This window comes from Alloacidobacterium sp., assembly GCF_035631355.1.
Lineage (GTDB): Bacteria > Acidobacteriota > Terriglobia > Terriglobales > Acidobacteriaceae > Alloacidobacterium.
Genome location: NZ_DASQIX010000068.1, coordinates 48,551 through 62,948 on the forward strand (window position 1 = coordinate 48,551; position 14,398 = coordinate 62,948).

A 14,398-nucleotide genomic window follows, 5' to 3' on the forward strand; every position below is an offset into this window, starting at 1 on the left:
CACGAACAGGCACGGACAAACTCGTCTGCTATTTCAGGATACTCCTGTCAGCGCGCGATTTCAAACGGCATTCTGGGCCAAATTCTCAGCCCCGCCAAAAGGCAACTGAAGATCAGGTAATAAAAGCACTGCGTTCGCTATCATATGGTGGCAGTACTGTCTAAGGGAGATTGCAATGAATCGGATAGCAACCTCTTTGTGTTGAATTGCGGTTGTTTGATATCCATCCAATCCGCCAGCAAATGATTCGGCAATCCCGAGCCTAAGACTATTGCGAATCAACATAGAACGATGGGTGCGATTCAGGCTACATGGTCGCAGATTCGGACGTCCAACTCGGTTAGCGGAGTGCCGGGATATCGCTCGCTCTGTCATATAGCCACGATGACAAAATGGCCGGCAATGGTGCGAGAAGGTACGGGCGCGGCTTGCAAGTGGTCGATATATACGAACCGATGATGAAGACGACTCAGGGGACAGGTTGATAAGACCCTTGCAGAAATTCATCAACGTGCGAATAACCCAAATACATCTCCTAAGCAATGAGGATTGCCAAAATCTGGCGGCAAATAAATGATCTCAATAATGGGTCCAATCCTGCCTCAACGGTTGCCAACCGTAAGAAATCCATCTACGATTTTTGCAGAATGGGGCGTGCCATAAAAGTCGTTGTGGTATTGCTGTGTCTTATCTGTGTGCTCACCCTCTGCATCGCGCCTTGGGTTGATCCTCCGGAAACCACGCTCAAGGCCCTCCAAGTCATCCTTTTCCTGATATCCACTTTTGCCTTCTTTGCCTTCTGGCTCGTCGGCATATTGTCCCCAAAATCGCGGCATTCAGACAAGCCGGCGCCGCCTGCGGATTTTCCTGTCCCGGGCCTTTTGCCCCCCTGCGAAGCAGGCTGCGTCCAGCGCTGCTAGAGAGTCTTCCATTCCCTCCTATCGGGGGACAGCCTGCCAGTCCAAATCCAAAACGGAAATGATTTTCCGCAAAATTTTGGGGATTTCGTGAAGAGACTCGAAAATAACTTGCCAGAACGCGCTATCGGCGTTATCTATGTTCAGCTTGGTACAGATCCACTCTCTGGTCGCGGATTTGACCTGGGCATTGCTTTTAGAAAACCGTTTCATCTGTCAGAACGTCTAGGGAAATACGTCAGTAGATACAGAAGCCTACAGAGGGAGGTCGCATTCGCATGACGTCGCAGCCGGTAATCACTCTGACAGAACCTCTTGCGCCGGTCCGCTCTGCATCGGCGGCGAACGTTGTTAATATCGAACGGCCCGATCGCGAGGTGCGACGCCAGCTTACGCGTTATTCCAAATGGATGTATCGGCTCGGTTTCGCACCGGGAACCTCGGGAAACCTCTCGGTTCGCCTCGACAGCGAGCGCATTCTCTCCACCCCTACAGGCTGCAGCAAATATCTGCTGCGCCCATCGGATATGGTCGTCGTGGACCTCGACGGTAAGCTGCTCGCGGGTACGCGCAACGTTACCAGTGAAATCGGCATGCACCTGGCTGTCTACGAGTCGCGCCCTGATGTCCAGGCCGTCGTTCACGCGCATCCGCCTATTGCCACAGCATTTGCTTCGTGCGGCATGGCACTCGATATGCCGCTCTGCGCTGAACTCATCATGACCTTGGGGAAAATCCCCCTCGCCGAATATGCAACTACGGGAACCAATGAAGTGGGCGACAGCCTTAGACCCTACCTCCTCGATCACGACGCCATCCTGATGGCCAACCACGGCCTCGTCACCTATGGCAAAGACCTGCTGGATGCTTTCATGAAACTGGAAACGACAGAGCATTTCGCCCAGGTGTGCCTTGCCGCTCACGAACTTGGCTGTCCACGCTTGCTTGAAGAAGATGCCATCCGAAAACTACAAACGGCCCGTAATCGCTACCGCTCTAATTGCCGGATATAAGCCGAAAAGGATTATGCTACAAAGGTGTAGTTCTCTTCGGGTGATCGCTCGTGCTGAATCCCTACGAAAAATTCCTCGGCGGTCGCGATGCGCAGGAAATCATCGCTGAAACTCCCGCCAGGCTTGGCACACTTTTTACCAGGCTTGGCCCCGCCGGCATTGAAAAATCTTCCGCTCCGGGGAAGTGGAACGCCCGCGAAATCTTCACCCATCTGGCGGATTGCGAAATTACCTTCGCTTACCGGTTGCGGCAGACATTAGCGGAAGATAACCACGTCATCCAGCCTTTTGATCAAGAGATATGGGCCGCAACCTATGCGGCCTATGACGCTCCGTCAGCGCTCGCTGTCTTTTCTTCCCTCCGCCGCTGGAACCTTGCTCTTATCCGAAATACGAAGCCTGAAGACCGCGCGAAAGCAGTCACCCACCCGGAACGCGGAACCATGACCTTTCAGACCATCGTAGAAACCATGGCCGGTCACGATGTAAACCATCTGTTGCAACTGGAAGCGATTGCCAGCAAAGCGGCGGACGCCTAAGCCAGCTCAGTCCTGCACCACATCCACCTGACCAATGCCCACCGTCGCACGCAGCTTATAGATTCCTTGCAGCGAAGTGTGCTGCGTTTTTGGAAAGAACCCGCCCGAATGTTGATGAGAGACAGCGTCCTCAGCATCGCCAATCTTCGTTCCGGTGCGGATGTCGTTGTACTTTGCGCCGTCGGACACACCAACAGTAAGCTGCCCAATGCCAACATGCAGGTCCTTGTTGCCTTCGATGCCCTTCACCGACAAATCGCCGACGCCGAGTTCCAGCTTCAGGTCCGTCTGCGCTGGAAGTGCAATCGTGATGCGCGCCCCTTCATGGTTGTTCTGGTGCTTCGGCAAGTTCAAGTCGATGGAAGCGCGGTCACCTGCTACATCAAATCGCCTCACCCATGACTGCACCGTCGCATCATCGTAGAATGCCTCCGGCTCAATCGTGAGCCGGATCGTTTTCTGATCATCACTACGAACAACGCGAACCTCGCCGACATTCATCTCCATCACCAGCGTGCCGTTTGCCGGAAGAGTTTTGCTGATAACCAGAGGGTTCGGCTTCGGCAATTCAAGTTTCTGCCGCGAGGAAGCATCCTGCGCATACGCCGCACTCACGCAAATTAGAGCAATGCCCGCCCATAACGCCTTGGAAAACATAAGTGCCTCCTATTCCTGAGCAATGTCCAGGCTGCCCATCCCGACATTCACCTGTAGTGAACCGTCACCGCTGCCGCTATAGTTCCTGCTCACGACAAAGTGCCCATCATGTCCCCCGGGCCTGTGGTCGTGGAGCGATCCCATACCGATGTTCACCTGCATATCGGAGTAGCTCTTATCGCCCTCGACCAGCAGCTTTGCGTGTCCGTAGCCCACATTGATTTCCCGCTGGCCAGCGCTGCCGATAGCGTCGAAATTCAAATCACCTTTGCCAAGATTGAATTCACTCTCCAGTCCCTTGCTCATCGGGATAGTCAAGGTCACAACTGCATGGGCATCTTCAGGAAACTTCAAAAGAAGCACGCCATTGTCCGGAGCAACTTTCAGGACATGAACGAAGCCCAATGCAGACGTCTTGGACTTGTCTCCGAGATCGACTGAGACTTTCAGGTCTTTGGCGTCCGGCTTCACGCGAACAATCAGTCGTGCATCGCAAACGTTCACGTCAAGCCTGCCGGTTCCGCTGAAGGGCCGGACGATCTCAAGATGTTGGGGCTCAAGCACATCTCCAGGCTGCTGCTGGAATTCGCGGTCAGCAGCAGTCAGCGGCCTTCCGTCGCAGTCCTTATTACCGCTTTGCTTGTCATCAGCGCATAATGCCGTACCCGCTCCTAGAACCACTAGAGCCAGTACGCATGCCGCTCTACGAACTGCCGGAAGACCGCCACGAAATGCCATAGGAACTCCCATGAATACCGTTAAACATCGATACGAACGCAGCCGCGCCTGGGTTCCGCGAGATTGCGGTACAGGCCCAACCCCTCTACAATCGAATGAACTCAAACGAAACGCCACAGTAGACTGGCCTTTAGCCCGCGAAGCAGCCTTCGCACCTACGGAACACAATGATTGAACATCCCGTCCCCGAAGCCTTAACGTTCGACGACGTTTTGCTGGTACCCGCCTATAGTGAAGTTGTCCCTGCCCTGGTCAGCACGCAGACCCGGCTTACCAGCCGCATCTTATTGAATACGCCGCTCTTAAGCGCCGCCATGGACACCGTGACAGAATCGCGTCTGGCCATCGCTATGGCCCAGCAGGGCGGCATTGGCATCGTTCACCGCAATCTGACCATTGAGCAGCAGGCGAGTGAAGTGGACAAGGTGAAGCGGTCGGAAAGCGGCATGATCGTCGATCCGGTGACCATGACTCCGGACCAGCTCATCTCTGATGCGCTCGATGTCATGCGGAAATACAAAATTTCCGGCGTGCCGGTAACCAAGAACAAAAAACTGGTCGGCATCCTCACCAACCGCGATCTACGCTTTGAGACCCGCACTGATGTCCCCATCGGCGACGTGATGACGAAGAATAATCTCATCACCGTCCCCGTCGGCACAACGCTGGAAGAAGCCGAGCTGATTCTCCATCAGCATCGTGTTGAAAAGCTCCTGGTCGTTAACGACCAGTACGAGCTCAAGGGCCTGATTACCGTAAAAGATATTCAGAAAAAGCTGAAATACCCCAACGCGTCGAAAGATACTCAGGGCCGTCTGCGCGTGGGAGCCGCGATTGGCGCTACCGGCGACTACCTGGAGCGCGCCGCCGCCCTGGTCCAGAATCGCGTCGATGTTCTTTCCATCGACTCGGCCCACGGCCACTCTTCCCGCGTTCTCGAAGCCGTGCGCGAAGTGAAAATGCGCTTCCCGGATGTGGAGCTGCTCGCCGGCAATATCGCTACTTATGAAGGCGCAAAAGCGCTCATCGACGCTGGCGCAGACTCCGTCAAAGTTGGAATTGGTCCCGGTTCCATCTGCACCACGCGCATGGTCACGGGCGCGGGCATGCCGCAGATTACCGCCATCAGCGAAGCTTACCGCGCAGGTCGCGAGCACAATATTCCCATCATCGCCGACGGCGGCATCAAGTATTCCGGCGACGTGGCCAAAGCCATTGCAGCAGGCGCGAGCAGCGTTATGATCGGCTCGCTTTTTGCCGGAGTGGATGAAAGCCCCGGCGAAACCATCCTCTATCAGGGCCGTTCATTCAAGGCCTATCGCGGCATGGGGTCGCTCTCTGCTATGGCGCAAGGCTCCGGCGAGCGCTACTTCCAGAGCAGCCGCGATTTCGAAGAAGCGCCAACACGCACGGAAGGCGTTGTCGCACGCGAACGCAATGGACAGAATCGTCTTGCCAAGTTCGTCCCTGAAGGCATTGAAGGCCGCGTGCCCCATCGCGGACCGCTTGAGGCGATGGTCTACCAGCTTGTCGGCGGGCTGCGCTCCGGAATGGGCTATCTGGGCTGCGCCACCATTGAAGACCTGCAAACGAAGTCCCGCTTCGTGCGCATCTCGAACGCTGGCCTGCGTGAAAGCCATGTCCACGATGTCATCATCACACGCGAGGCTCCGAACTATCACGTCGAGTAGAAACGAAGCGCTGTCATCCTAAGAAGCCGATCCGGGTCCCCGACTCGCGCGATGTTTGCGAGTTGGGGTGGGAAGGCGACGAAGATCTGCTTTCCCTCACTGGCCGCGAATCTGCGACCTTTGTCTACCCTTTTCACTTTCTTACCGTCTGAAGAACAGCTTCTGACGCCGTTTGCTTTTTCATAAAATAACGACAGCGCCTGAATCGGTTCCAGCCTACTCTGTGATCAGCATGGCTCACTCGCGAACAGTTTCTGTGTTGTGCGCCGCGCTGCTCATCATTCCTGCCAGCCTCCCCCAGGCACAGGAAACCAGCAGCCCGCAAACTTTCGACGTCCGCGGCACAGTCCTCAACAGCGTCACACATGAGCCAATTGCCCGCGTCCTGGTCACCCTTGCCGGAGCAAATTCCAGCTCATTGCTAACTGATAACGAAGGCCGCTTCGACTTCGCCAACATTCCTGCAGGAAGAAGTATGTTGCAGGCCCGCCGTCCCGGATTTTTCGCCCTCGGCTCTGGTCGCGACCTAGACCTGCCTATCGCAGTTGAGCCAAACGTTCCCGACCATGTCCTCCAACTTGAGCCGGCTGGAGTGATTGAAGGTCATATCATATTGCCTTCCTCTGACTCGGGCAGCAATATCCGCGTTCAACTGATGCGCCGCACCATACAGGAAGGCCGAGCGCGCTGGCAACCTTTTGGAATGAAAGTAACAAATAGTGAAGGAACGTTCCGGTTTGGAAATCTTCAGCCGGGTGATTACAAGCTCAATACGGTCGCTTCCATTGATCCCGACGTCGCTTCATCACAAGCCCCAGTGCGATGGGGATTTCCTTCTGCCTCCTATCCGCAGGAAGGAGGTGATAACGCGGCGGGATTTTTAAAAATCAGCCCCGGACAACAGTTGAATGCTGAACTGTCCCTGACGCGCGTGCCTTTTTATTCTGTAACCATTCCGGTTGCAAATCCCCAAGGATATTCGATGCAGATATCCAATGAAAACGGCCGCTTGAACGACGTATCGATGTTCTACGATTCGCGGCAACAGCAGTTCCGCGCATGGCTTCCGAGCGGAAGTTATACCGTTTCCATCCAGACTTATCCACCCACGCCGGGTTTCATGAGCCAGCCAATCACAGTGCGAAATACGCCAGTACGGATGGGCAGTTTAGCGGTCCTGCCAATCCATCCCATACCCGTGACCATCCACAAAGAATTCGCGTCAACCAACAGCCCACCACAAATAATCGAAATCGAGAATGGCAAGCAGGTTGAGTTTTCCCGCGACGTCAACCTGATGTTCTTCTCTGTGGCAGGCGACGAATCTGACGGCGTGAATATCCGCCACGAACCGGGCAGCGACGACTCTTCATGGCTCCTGGAAAATGCTCTGCCGGGAAGATACTGGGTCCAGGCCTATGCAAATCAAGGCTATGTCGCGTCGATCACCTCCGGAGAAACCGACCTCGCCCGCGATTCGCTGGTCATTGGACCGGGTGGCGCGGCAGCGCCTATCGACATCGTGCTGCGCAACGACATGGCGACACTGTCGGTGCGCGTGAAGAACGGATCACCTCAGCCGATGGAATCAACATCGCCATCTGAAAACTTCCTATTGCAAGCTCCTGTTCAAGCTCCACTTGGTTATCTCTATTTGGTTCCGCAGTTTGCTACATCATCCGGAGTGCAGGAATCCATACCTTTGCAGCAGACAGTGAATATACCCAACCTTCAGCCCGGAACATACCGCGTCTTCGCCCTAGATCATCCGGTCGATCTTGAATATCACAACCCCAAAGCATTGCAGGAGTACGCAGACAGAGGGCAGACAGTTACGCTGGAGCCGAACGGCACAGCCAGCATTGATCTTGATGTGACCTCGGCGGAGTCTACGCAACCATGATGCGGTTCAGGCCATCTGGAATGCTTCACGTCTGTGTAGCTCTCGCCGCATGTGCCGCTGCTTTGTTCTATACCGGCAGTCCACGCCTGACGGCCCAACAGAAAAGCGACGGCCCTTATCGCATCACGGGAACCATTGTGAATTCCGCCACCGGCGAACCGCTCGATCGTGCCAGCGTGTCCATTGCTCTTCCGCGCAATTTCGCCACTGTTCAAGCCATGCAGACCGGCCCCGACGGGAAATTTACCTTCGACCATCTTCCCGCCGCGAAATATGCCCTGACAGGCTCGCGTCGCGGATTTATTTCCGCCTCATATGACGAGCATTACCAGTATTCGACTGCCATTGTCACTGGTGAAGGACTCAACTCTGAAAACCTCGTCCTGCGATTGGTTCCCGATGCCGTCATCTCCGGCGTTGTTTCCGAAGACTCAGGCGATCCGGTGGAGAATGCCCGTGTCTCCCTCTACCGCCAGACCAACAACAGCGGCATCGAGAAAATTCAGATGGCAGGCGCCACAAATACCGACGACAACGGCGCTTATGAGTTCCCAAACCTGCCGCCGGGCGATTACTTCATCGCCGCAACGGGACACCCGTGGTACGCGGACAATGGCCCAGGCATGGTACGGTTCTCAGGAACGCCGGAAGCTGCTGCAAAAGACATCCAACACTCACCGCTCGATCTGGTCTACCCAATCACCTTCTACGCCGATGTCACCAACCCAGACGACGCCACTCCCATCCCGCTAAAAGGTGGCGACCGGGTACAGATCAACTTCGCACTTCACCCACAGCCCGCGATTCATCTGCTCGTTCACATGCCTGTGCCCGATGACCCTCGTCAAGGGACGCCAATGCCCGGCGTCTCCAGAGAGGTGTTCGGTATGCCGGAATATGCCGACACTAGCAGCCGTTTTATTGCGCCAGGACTCACTGAAATCAGCGTCGCGCCGGGAGAATACCAAATTCATGTCAATGCTGGTCCCACCTCGCCAGCTGAGCGGCTCACCACTGTCGATGTCACCTCCGACCAGAGTGTGGACGCCGGCACAGGACTGCAGACTGCGAACGTCACCGGCAAGCTGGCGATGGCTTCCGGCGAATCGCTGCCGCCGAACACTGTCGTCTCCCTGACACCTTCCGATGAACAGGGCGGGAACGGCTCTCTCGTAAACAAAGATGGAGACTTCGAGTTGGCCAATATCCGTCCAGGCAAATACCGTCTGGAGGGACTGATCAGCGGCAAACGCTTCTTCGTCGCGAAGCTCGCTGCAACCGGAGCGCAGGTTGATGGCGACCGCATTACCATCGGCAGCAATCCTGTGATGATTGCCGCGACCGTCTATGCCGATCCAAATCTAGAAGTGACGGGTTTCGCGAAGAAAGACGGTAAGCCCGCCCCCGGTGCGATGATCGTGCTCGTGCCGCAAGACCCGGCCAACAACTGCCACCTTTTCCGCCGCGATCAATCCGACTCGGATGGAAGCTTTGCCCTGCTCGACGTCATTCCCGGCATATACACCGTCGTCGCCATCGACGATGGGTGGCCGCTGAATTGGGCCGATCCGAATGTCATCGGCCACTACCTGGCGCACGGCCAACCTGTGACCGTGACGGAGCGAAATGCGAAGACAACGGCGCTCAAGGGAGCGGTTGAAGTTCAGCCTAAATAGCCAGTCAGGCTACCCCTTGCCTATTCTGTACGGGGATCCTTTGTTTTCTGTGACTTACAGTATCGATTCTGTACGGGGATCGTTTATTTTCAATTACTTACGTCTTGAAAATAAAGGCATAGCCGAGTGGGGCCATGCCTTTGTGCTTACAAGTTAATTGTAGAAGGCTGTGTCAAGCCGACGCTAAAACAGATCCTTCGCTACGCTCAGGATGACAGCACTCTTCTACGACTGCTGCTCGCCGCCTTCGCCAGCCTGGGCCTGCTCTTCGGCCATGGCCTTTTGCAGTTCCTCACGCTTCTTGGCGCGAGTTTCGGCGCGCTTCTGGCGCTTTTCGTCAAGAAGCTTTTCGGCCCCGAGGAGTTCGAGAAACGCCTTCTCGGCGCCGTCGCCCTGCTGGAAACCACGGCGCACAATGCGCAAATAACCGCCATTGCGGTCGCCATAACGCGGCGCTACGGTGTCAAAAAGGCGGGTTACGGCATCGCGGGTTTGTAGGAAAGAAAGCGCCTGACGCCGCGCATGCAGGTCGCCCTTCTTGCCCAGGGTGATCAATTTTTCCACATGCGGACGAACGGCTTTCGCCTTGGCGACGGTCGTCTCGACACGGTCTTCAAGAATGACGGACGTTACCAGGTTGCGCAGCAGAGCGCGGCGGTGGCTGGTGTTGCGTCCGAGTTTGTATCCTGCATTGCGGTGGCGCATGGTTTCTTCCTTAGGTCTCAGCACTCAGGGCACAGGGCTCAGTATCCACTTCTGTGCCCTGTGACCTATGCCCTGTTAAAAGTTCTCTGGTTCGGACTGCAGCGGAAGGTCCGCCTCATCCAGTCCTTCGTCGTCGTCATCGTACCGGCCGAAGCTTGCCGCAGCCAGCGTGGCCGAGGGCAGAACGCTGGTCGGTCCGGGCACAGCGTTGCCGTGCTCGTCGATCTTCATGCCGAGCGAAAGGCCCATCTGAGCAAGGATTTCCTTGATCTCGTTCAGGGACTTGCGGCCGAAATTCTTGGTCTTCAGCATCTCGGCTTCGGTCTTCTGCACCAGCTCGCCAATCGACTGGATGTTGGCATTCTTCAGGCAGTTGTAGCTGCGAACGCTCAATTCCAGCTCTTCGACCGAGCGGTTCAGGTTATCATTCCGCAGTAGCGTGCGGCCTTCTTCGGCCTGCGCCTCGGCTTCGATCTCTTCCTCGAAGTTGATGAAGATGCTCATGTGGTCCTTGAGCAGCTTCGCCGCCAGACCAATCGAATCAGCCGGAGCAACGGTGCCGTTGGTCCAGACTTCGAGCGTCAGCTTGTCATAGTCGGTGATCTGACCGAGACGCGCTGCTTCAACGGTGTAGTTGACCTTGCGGACAGGCGAGTGAACGGAGTCAACCGGAATGAACCCGATTCCGAGATCGGAGTCGAAGTTCTTGTCAGCAGAGATGTAGCCGCGGCCGCGCTTGAGGCGCATTTCCATGTCCAGCTTGCCGCCTTCGCTCACGGTTGCGATATAGATGTCCTTGTCGAGAATTTCCACGTCGCCATCGGCTTCAATCATGCCTGAGGTCACGACGCCCGGCTTCTCGGCGCGCAGATAGAGCGCCTTGGGGCCTTCGCCGCTCAACTTGAAGGGAATCTGCTTCAAGTTCAGGATGATGTCGGTCGCGTCTTCCACGACTCCAGTGATCGACTGGAACTCGTGCAGAACGCCCTCGATCTTGACTGCGGTAACAGCCGCGCCTTCGATGGACGAAAGCAGCGTGCGGCGCAGCGCATTGCCAATGGTGGTTCCGAAGCCGCGCTCAAAGGGCTGAGCGCTGAACTTCCCATACTTCTCTGTCAGCGATTCGTTATCGACCGCCAACCGTTTCGGCTTTTGAAATCCTCTCCAAAGCATATCGACTTTTCTCCTGACCCAGGGCCGCGAAGCATTCTGCAGCGTCTGCGTCTGTTTTCTCCATTGATTGAAATTTCACCGCATTGCTGCGGCGTACATCTTTCGAGTCAAGGACTCGAAAACCTTTTACCTCAGGGGCCAAAGCCCCTTTTGTGAGGACCTGTAGCGGCACGGCTGAAGCCGTGCCCTGATACAAAGCTGGCCAAGGCTAAAGCCCGGTCCTATCGCCTTTATTCACCGTCCTAAAGGCCGGTGCTTTTACCTAAAAACCTGAGATTCTTCCTTCCTATTGTCGTCAGAATGACGGCCAGTAGGAAGTCTGCGTTCTCAGCGATTACTTGCTGTAAAGTTCGACGATCAGCTGTTCGTTGACCGGCAACTGCACGTCTTCGCGCTTGGGCAGCGATAGCACCTTGCCCGACAGGTTCGCATGGTCAACCGAGAGCCATGTCGGAGCGGGCTGGTGGCTGGCGAACTCGCGCGAAGTTTCAAGCACCGACAGCTTCTGGCTGTTGGGACGCACCTTAATCTCGTCACCGACTTTCAACTGATACGAAGGGATGTTCACCTTGCGACCGTTGACCTCGACGTGGCCGTGGCGCACGATCTGGCGGGCCTGGCGACGCGAAGTTGCGTAGCCAAGACGGTAGGCGACGTTGTCCAGACGGCATTCAAGCTGCTGGATCAGGCGCTCACCGGTCACGCCCTGCGCGCGCGAGGCCTTCTCGTAGTACTCGCGGAACTGACCTTCGAGGGTGAAATAGATGCGCTTCGCCTTCTGCTTTTCGCGAAGCTGCAGGCCGTAGCCTACGATCTTCGCCTTGCGGTCGCGGCCATGCTGGCCGGGGGCGAAATTGCGCTTCTCAATGGGGCACTTGTCAGAAAAACACTTGGTGCCCTTTAGAAAAAGCTTGGTGCCTTCGCGACGGCAAAGGCGGCAGACTGCTCCGGTATAACGTGCCAATTCTCTTCTCCTGGTTTCAGAGGCCGACTGGTTTACGCGCAGGCATGCGCTTCGTCCCAGTCCAAACCCTTTAATTTTACCGCAATTTCACCGCGCAGCCTAATGCCACGCGGTGAAACGCAACTTACACTCTGCGACGCTTCGGCGGACGGCAGCCGTTGTGCGGAATCGGGGTGACGTCGCGGATGGAGCGGACTTCGATTCCAGCCGCTGCCAGAGCGCGCACTGCTGATTCGCGGCCCGATCCGGGACCAGCGACGCGGACATCGACGGAGCGCAGACCATGATCGCGCGCCTGATTGGCCGCATTGATGGCTGCCTGCTGGGCCGCGAACGGAGTGCCTTTACGCGACCCGCGGAAACCGAGCGAACCCGAGCTCTTCCACGAGATCGTGTTGCCCTGACCGTCGGTGATGGTGACGATGGTGTTGTTGAACGAAGCCTGAATGTAGACCAGACCGTACGGCACATTCTTGCGTTCGCGCTTCTTGAACTTCTTGTTCTTGGTGGCGGCCTTGCCGGCGCCCTGCTGTGCTTTTGCCATTAGGTCTTCGCCGTCGCTTTCTTCTTGTTCGCTACCGTGCCCTTACGCGGGCCCTTGCGGGTGCGCGCATTGGTGTGTGTGCGCTGGCCACGGGTTGGGAGACCCCGGCGGTGACGCAGTCCGCGATAGGACTGGATGTCGATGAGCCGCTTGATGTGCATCGAGGTGTCTTTGCGGAGGTCGCCCTCTACATCGCCTTCTTCCTCGATGACCTGGCGGATGCGGTTTACCTCGTCTTCGCCGAGATCCTGGACCTTCTTGAACGGATCAACGTTCGCAGCTCCAAGGATGCGCAGCGCACGCGGGTTGCCGATCCCGAAGATGTAAGTGAGCGCGATCCGTGCCTGTTTTTGACGGGGCAGATCGACGCCAGCAATACGTGCCATGCTTGTCCTTCTCTTAGTGCTCAGGATTTCCTGGGCGGTTATGCTGATCTGACTTCAGATCGGCGTTACTGACAGGGTTTTGTTTGAATCCTGGGGTTCATCGCAAGCCTTTCCTGGCTAACTAGCCCCACCGCTTTCAGATTCTACCTGTCCGGATCAGACACCTGAGCCTTAGCCCTGGCGCTGCTTATGCTTCTGGTTCTCACAGATCACGCGCACCACACCACGGCGGTGAATGATCTTGCACTTGTCACAAATCTTCTTTACCGATGCACGAACCTTCATGATGCTCCCTAACTGGCCGGGGCTAAAGCCCCTTTAAATCTTGCCTTGTATTCACCGGCCTGAAGGCCGGTGCTTTTACCCTTACCTCGGGGGCTAAAGCCCCTTTCTCTTCATTCTTCATCGGCACGGCTAAAGCCGTGCCCTTACGAAACCTGAGCCCAGCGCCCTGAGCGCTGTGCCCTGTTATTTATAGCGGTAGACGATGCGCCCACGCGTCAAATCGTACGGGCTCAACTCTACGGCAACCCGGTCACCAGGGAGAATGCGAATAAAGTTCTTTCGCATGCGGCCTGAGACGTGCGCCAGCACCTGGTGCTTATTCTCAAGCTCGACTTTAAACATGGCATTCGGCAAAGTCTCCAGCACCGTTGCCATTACCTCAATCGCGTCTTCCTTCGACAATCAGTATCCCGATTCCGCCTGCCTTTCGCAGGCCTCGCCTCAAAAACTTTACTGCGTAAGAACCACAGCGCCGTCTGCTGTCACCGCTACCGTGTGTTCAAAATGCGCGCTTAAACTTCCGTCCTGCGTTACCGCGGTCCAGCCATCGTTCAACACCTGCACATCCGGCTTGCCCGAGTTCACCATTGGCTCGATGCAGAGCACCATGCCTTCCCGCAGCTTCAAACCCTGTCCACGGCGGCCAAAATTCGGCACCTGCGGATCTTCATGCAGTCGCGTACCAATGCCGTGCCCGACAAACTCCCGCACTACGCTGAAGCCGTCGGCTTCCACTACTTCCTGCACCGCGGCGCCGATATCGCCGAGGTATGCGCCCACCTTTACGGCGCGGATGCCGTTTTCGAGCGACGCCTTTGTCACGTCCAGAAGGCGCTGCGTCTTCGGCGCAATCTTTTGACCCACCGGCACGGTGATCGCCGAATCGCCGTAATAGCCATCGATAATTACGCCCGTATCGATGGAGACGATGTCGCCTTCACGCAGCACACGGTTCGCCGATGGAATGCCGTGCACCACTTCACTATTGACCGACGTGCAAAGCACGCAAGGGTATCCACGATAGCCCTTGAATGCCGGGGTCGCTCCCAACTCGGCGATTTTAGCTGCGGCTGCGGTTTCAAGATCCATGGTCGTCGCGCCCGGCTTCACAAAGCCGCTCACGTAATCCAGAATCTCGCGAACCACCGCTCCGCTGCGCCGCATCTTTTCTACTTCCTGCGGCGTTTTAATCATGATCGCCATCAGC

15 protein-coding genes and 1 pseudogene are annotated in these 14,398 nt (G+C 56.3%); 5 read left to right on the forward strand and 11 right to left on the reverse strand.

What is annotated here, in order from left to right:
* Nucleotides 1-602: 602 nt before the first annotated feature.
* Nucleotides 603-836 carry a hypothetical protein gene (locus VEV40_RS12450; RefSeq protein ID WP_324832710.1) on the reverse strand — a complete coding sequence of 78 codons (234 nt, stop codon included), beginning with the start codon at nucleotides 834-836 and terminating at the stop codon, nucleotides 603-605.
* A gap of 359 nt (nucleotides 837-1,195) precedes the next feature.
* Between VEV40_RS12450 and VEV40_RS12455 the strand changes: the two genes are divergently transcribed.
* Together VEV40_RS12455 and VEV40_RS12460 are read left to right on the forward strand one after the other, a co-directional pair.
* Nucleotides 1,196-1,930: a class II aldolase/adducin family protein gene (locus VEV40_RS12455; RefSeq protein WP_324832712.1), complete on the forward strand. Its 735-nt coding sequence runs from the start codon at nucleotides 1,196-1,198 to the stop codon at nucleotides 1,928-1,930.
* 50 nt (nucleotides 1,931-1,980) lie between these two features.
* Nucleotides 1,981-2,469, forward strand: coding sequence for a DinB family protein (locus VEV40_RS12460; RefSeq protein ID WP_324832713.1), 489 nt, complete (start codon nucleotides 1,981-1,983; stop codon nucleotides 2,467-2,469).
* A 6-nt stretch (nucleotides 2,470-2,475) separates the two neighbouring features.
* On the opposite strand, the gene VEV40_RS12465 is transcribed toward VEV40_RS12460, so the two are convergent.
* Both VEV40_RS12465 and VEV40_RS12470 read right to left on the reverse strand, forming a co-directional pair.
* The gene (locus tag VEV40_RS12465) at nucleotides 2,476-3,126 is read right to left on the reverse strand and encodes a hypothetical protein (RefSeq protein ID WP_324832715.1); all 651 of its coding nucleotides are present in this window, start codon (nucleotides 3,124-3,126) and stop codon (nucleotides 2,476-2,478) included.
* Between the two features lie 9 nt (nucleotides 3,127-3,135).
* A complete protein-coding gene (locus VEV40_RS12470) occupies nucleotides 3,136-3,864 on the reverse strand; it encodes a hypothetical protein (RefSeq protein ID WP_324832716.1) in 729 nt (242 codons plus the stop codon).
* 167 nt (nucleotides 3,865-4,031) lie between these two features.
* Between VEV40_RS12470 and guaB the strand changes: the two genes are divergently transcribed.
* The 3 genes from guaB (at nucleotide 4,032) to VEV40_RS12485 (ending at nucleotide 9,134) form a co-directional block, all read left to right on the forward strand.
* The gene (gene guaB / locus VEV40_RS12475) at nucleotides 4,032-5,555 is read left to right on the forward strand and encodes an IMP dehydrogenase (protein WP_324832718.1); all 1,524 of its coding nucleotides are present in this window, start codon (nucleotides 4,032-4,034) and stop codon (nucleotides 5,553-5,555) included.
* A 232-nt stretch (nucleotides 5,556-5,787) separates the two neighbouring features.
* Nucleotides 5,788-7,458 (forward strand): carboxypeptidase-like regulatory domain-containing protein, encoded by a 1,671-nt coding sequence (locus VEV40_RS12480; protein ID WP_324832720.1) that lies wholly within the window; start codon nucleotides 5,788-5,790, stop codon nucleotides 7,456-7,458.
* Nucleotides 7,459-7,478: 20 nt separating this feature from the next.
* Nucleotides 7,479-9,134, forward strand: coding sequence for a carboxypeptidase regulatory-like domain-containing protein (locus VEV40_RS12485; protein ID WP_324832722.1), 1,656 nt, complete (start codon nucleotides 7,479-7,481; stop codon nucleotides 9,132-9,134).
* A gap of 357 nt (nucleotides 9,135-9,491) precedes the next feature.
* On the opposite strand, the pseudogene rplQ reads toward VEV40_RS12485, so the two are convergent.
* The 8 genes and pseudogenes from rplQ to map form a co-directional block, all read right to left on the reverse strand.
* A pseudogene (gene rplQ, locus VEV40_RS12490) lies at nucleotides 9,492-9,839 on the reverse strand (50S ribosomal protein L17); the annotation flags it as partial.
* A 75-nt stretch (nucleotides 9,840-9,914) separates the two neighbouring features.
* Entirely contained in the window at nucleotides 9,915-11,012 is a 1,098-nt protein-coding gene (locus VEV40_RS12495) for a DNA-directed RNA polymerase subunit alpha (RefSeq protein WP_324832725.1), read from the reverse strand.
* Between the two features lie 334 nt (nucleotides 11,013-11,346).
* Complete coding sequence (rpsD, locus tag VEV40_RS12500) at nucleotides 11,347-11,976, reverse strand: 30S ribosomal protein S4 (protein ID WP_324832726.1); 630 nt, start codon at nucleotides 11,974-11,976, stop codon at nucleotides 11,347-11,349.
* Between the two features lie 124 nt (nucleotides 11,977-12,100).
* Nucleotides 12,101-12,520 carry a 30S ribosomal protein S11 gene (gene rpsK / locus VEV40_RS12505; RefSeq protein ID WP_324832728.1) on the reverse strand — a complete coding sequence of 140 codons (420 nt, stop codon included), beginning with the start codon at nucleotides 12,518-12,520 and terminating at the stop codon, nucleotides 12,101-12,103.
* Nucleotides 12,520-12,906 (reverse strand): 30S ribosomal protein S13, encoded by a 387-nt coding sequence (gene rpsM / locus VEV40_RS12510; RefSeq protein ID WP_324832730.1) that lies wholly within the window; start codon nucleotides 12,904-12,906, stop codon nucleotides 12,520-12,522. Before rpsM ends, rpsK begins: the two co-directional genes overlap by 1 nt.
* Before the next feature lie 171 nt (nucleotides 12,907-13,077).
* A complete protein-coding gene (gene rpmJ / locus VEV40_RS12515; RefSeq protein ID WP_324832732.1) occupies nucleotides 13,078-13,191 on the reverse strand; it encodes a 50S ribosomal protein L36 in 114 nt (37 codons plus the stop codon).
* Nucleotides 13,192-13,374: 183 nt separating this feature from the next.
* Entirely contained in the window at nucleotides 13,375-13,593 is a 219-nt protein-coding gene (infA, locus tag VEV40_RS12520) for a translation initiation factor IF-1 (protein ID WP_026442745.1), read from the reverse strand.
* 48 nt (nucleotides 13,594-13,641) lie between these two features.
* On the reverse strand, nucleotides 13,642-14,394 hold the full coding sequence (gene map, locus VEV40_RS12525; RefSeq protein WP_324832736.1) for a type I methionyl aminopeptidase: 753 nt from the start codon (nucleotides 14,392-14,394) through the stop codon (nucleotides 13,642-13,644).
* Between the last annotated feature and the right edge of the window lie 4 nt (nucleotides 14,395-14,398).

Bases quoted from the DNA above. Each gene is read 5' to 3' on its own strand.
- VEV40_RS12450 (WP_324832710.1), bottom strand. From the start codon at position 836: ATGCCGCGATTTTGGGGACAATATGCCGACGAGCCAGAAGGCAAAGAA.
- VEV40_RS12455 (WP_324832712.1), top strand. From the start codon at position 1,196: ATGACGTCGCAGCCGGTAATCACTCTGACAGAACCTCTTGCGCCGGTC.
- VEV40_RS12465 (WP_324832715.1), bottom strand. From the start codon at position 3,126: ATGTTTTCCAAGGCGTTATGGGCGGGCATTGCTCTAATTTGCGTGAGT.
- VEV40_RS12470 (WP_324832716.1), bottom strand. From the start codon at position 3,864: ATGGCATTTCGTGGCGGTCTTCCGGCAGTTCGTAGAGCGGCATGCGTA.
- guaB (WP_324832718.1), top strand. From the start codon at position 4,032: ATGATTGAACATCCCGTCCCCGAAGCCTTAACGTTCGACGACGTTTTG.
- VEV40_RS12480 (WP_324832720.1), top strand. From the start codon at position 5,788: ATGGCTCACTCGCGAACAGTTTCTGTGTTGTGCGCCGCGCTGCTCATC.
- VEV40_RS12485 (WP_324832722.1), top strand. From the start codon at position 7,479: ATGCTTCACGTCTGTGTAGCTCTCGCCGCATGTGCCGCTGCTTTGTTC.
- VEV40_RS12495 (WP_324832725.1), bottom strand. From the start codon at position 11,012: ATGCTTTGGAGAGGATTTCAAAAGCCGAAACGGTTGGCGGTCGATAAC.
- rpsK (WP_324832728.1), bottom strand. From the start codon at position 12,520: ATGGCAAAAGCACAGCAGGGCGCCGGCAAGGCCGCCACCAAGAACAAG.
- rpsM (WP_324832730.1), bottom strand. From the start codon at position 12,906: ATGGCACGTATTGCTGGCGTCGATCTGCCCCGTCAAAAACAGGCACGG.
- rpmJ (WP_324832732.1), bottom strand. From the start codon at position 13,191: ATGAAGGTTCGTGCATCGGTAAAGAAGATTTGTGACAAGTGCAAGATC.
- map (WP_324832736.1), bottom strand. From the start codon at position 14,394: ATGGCGATCATGATTAAAACGCCGCAGGAAGTAGAAAAGATGCGGCGC.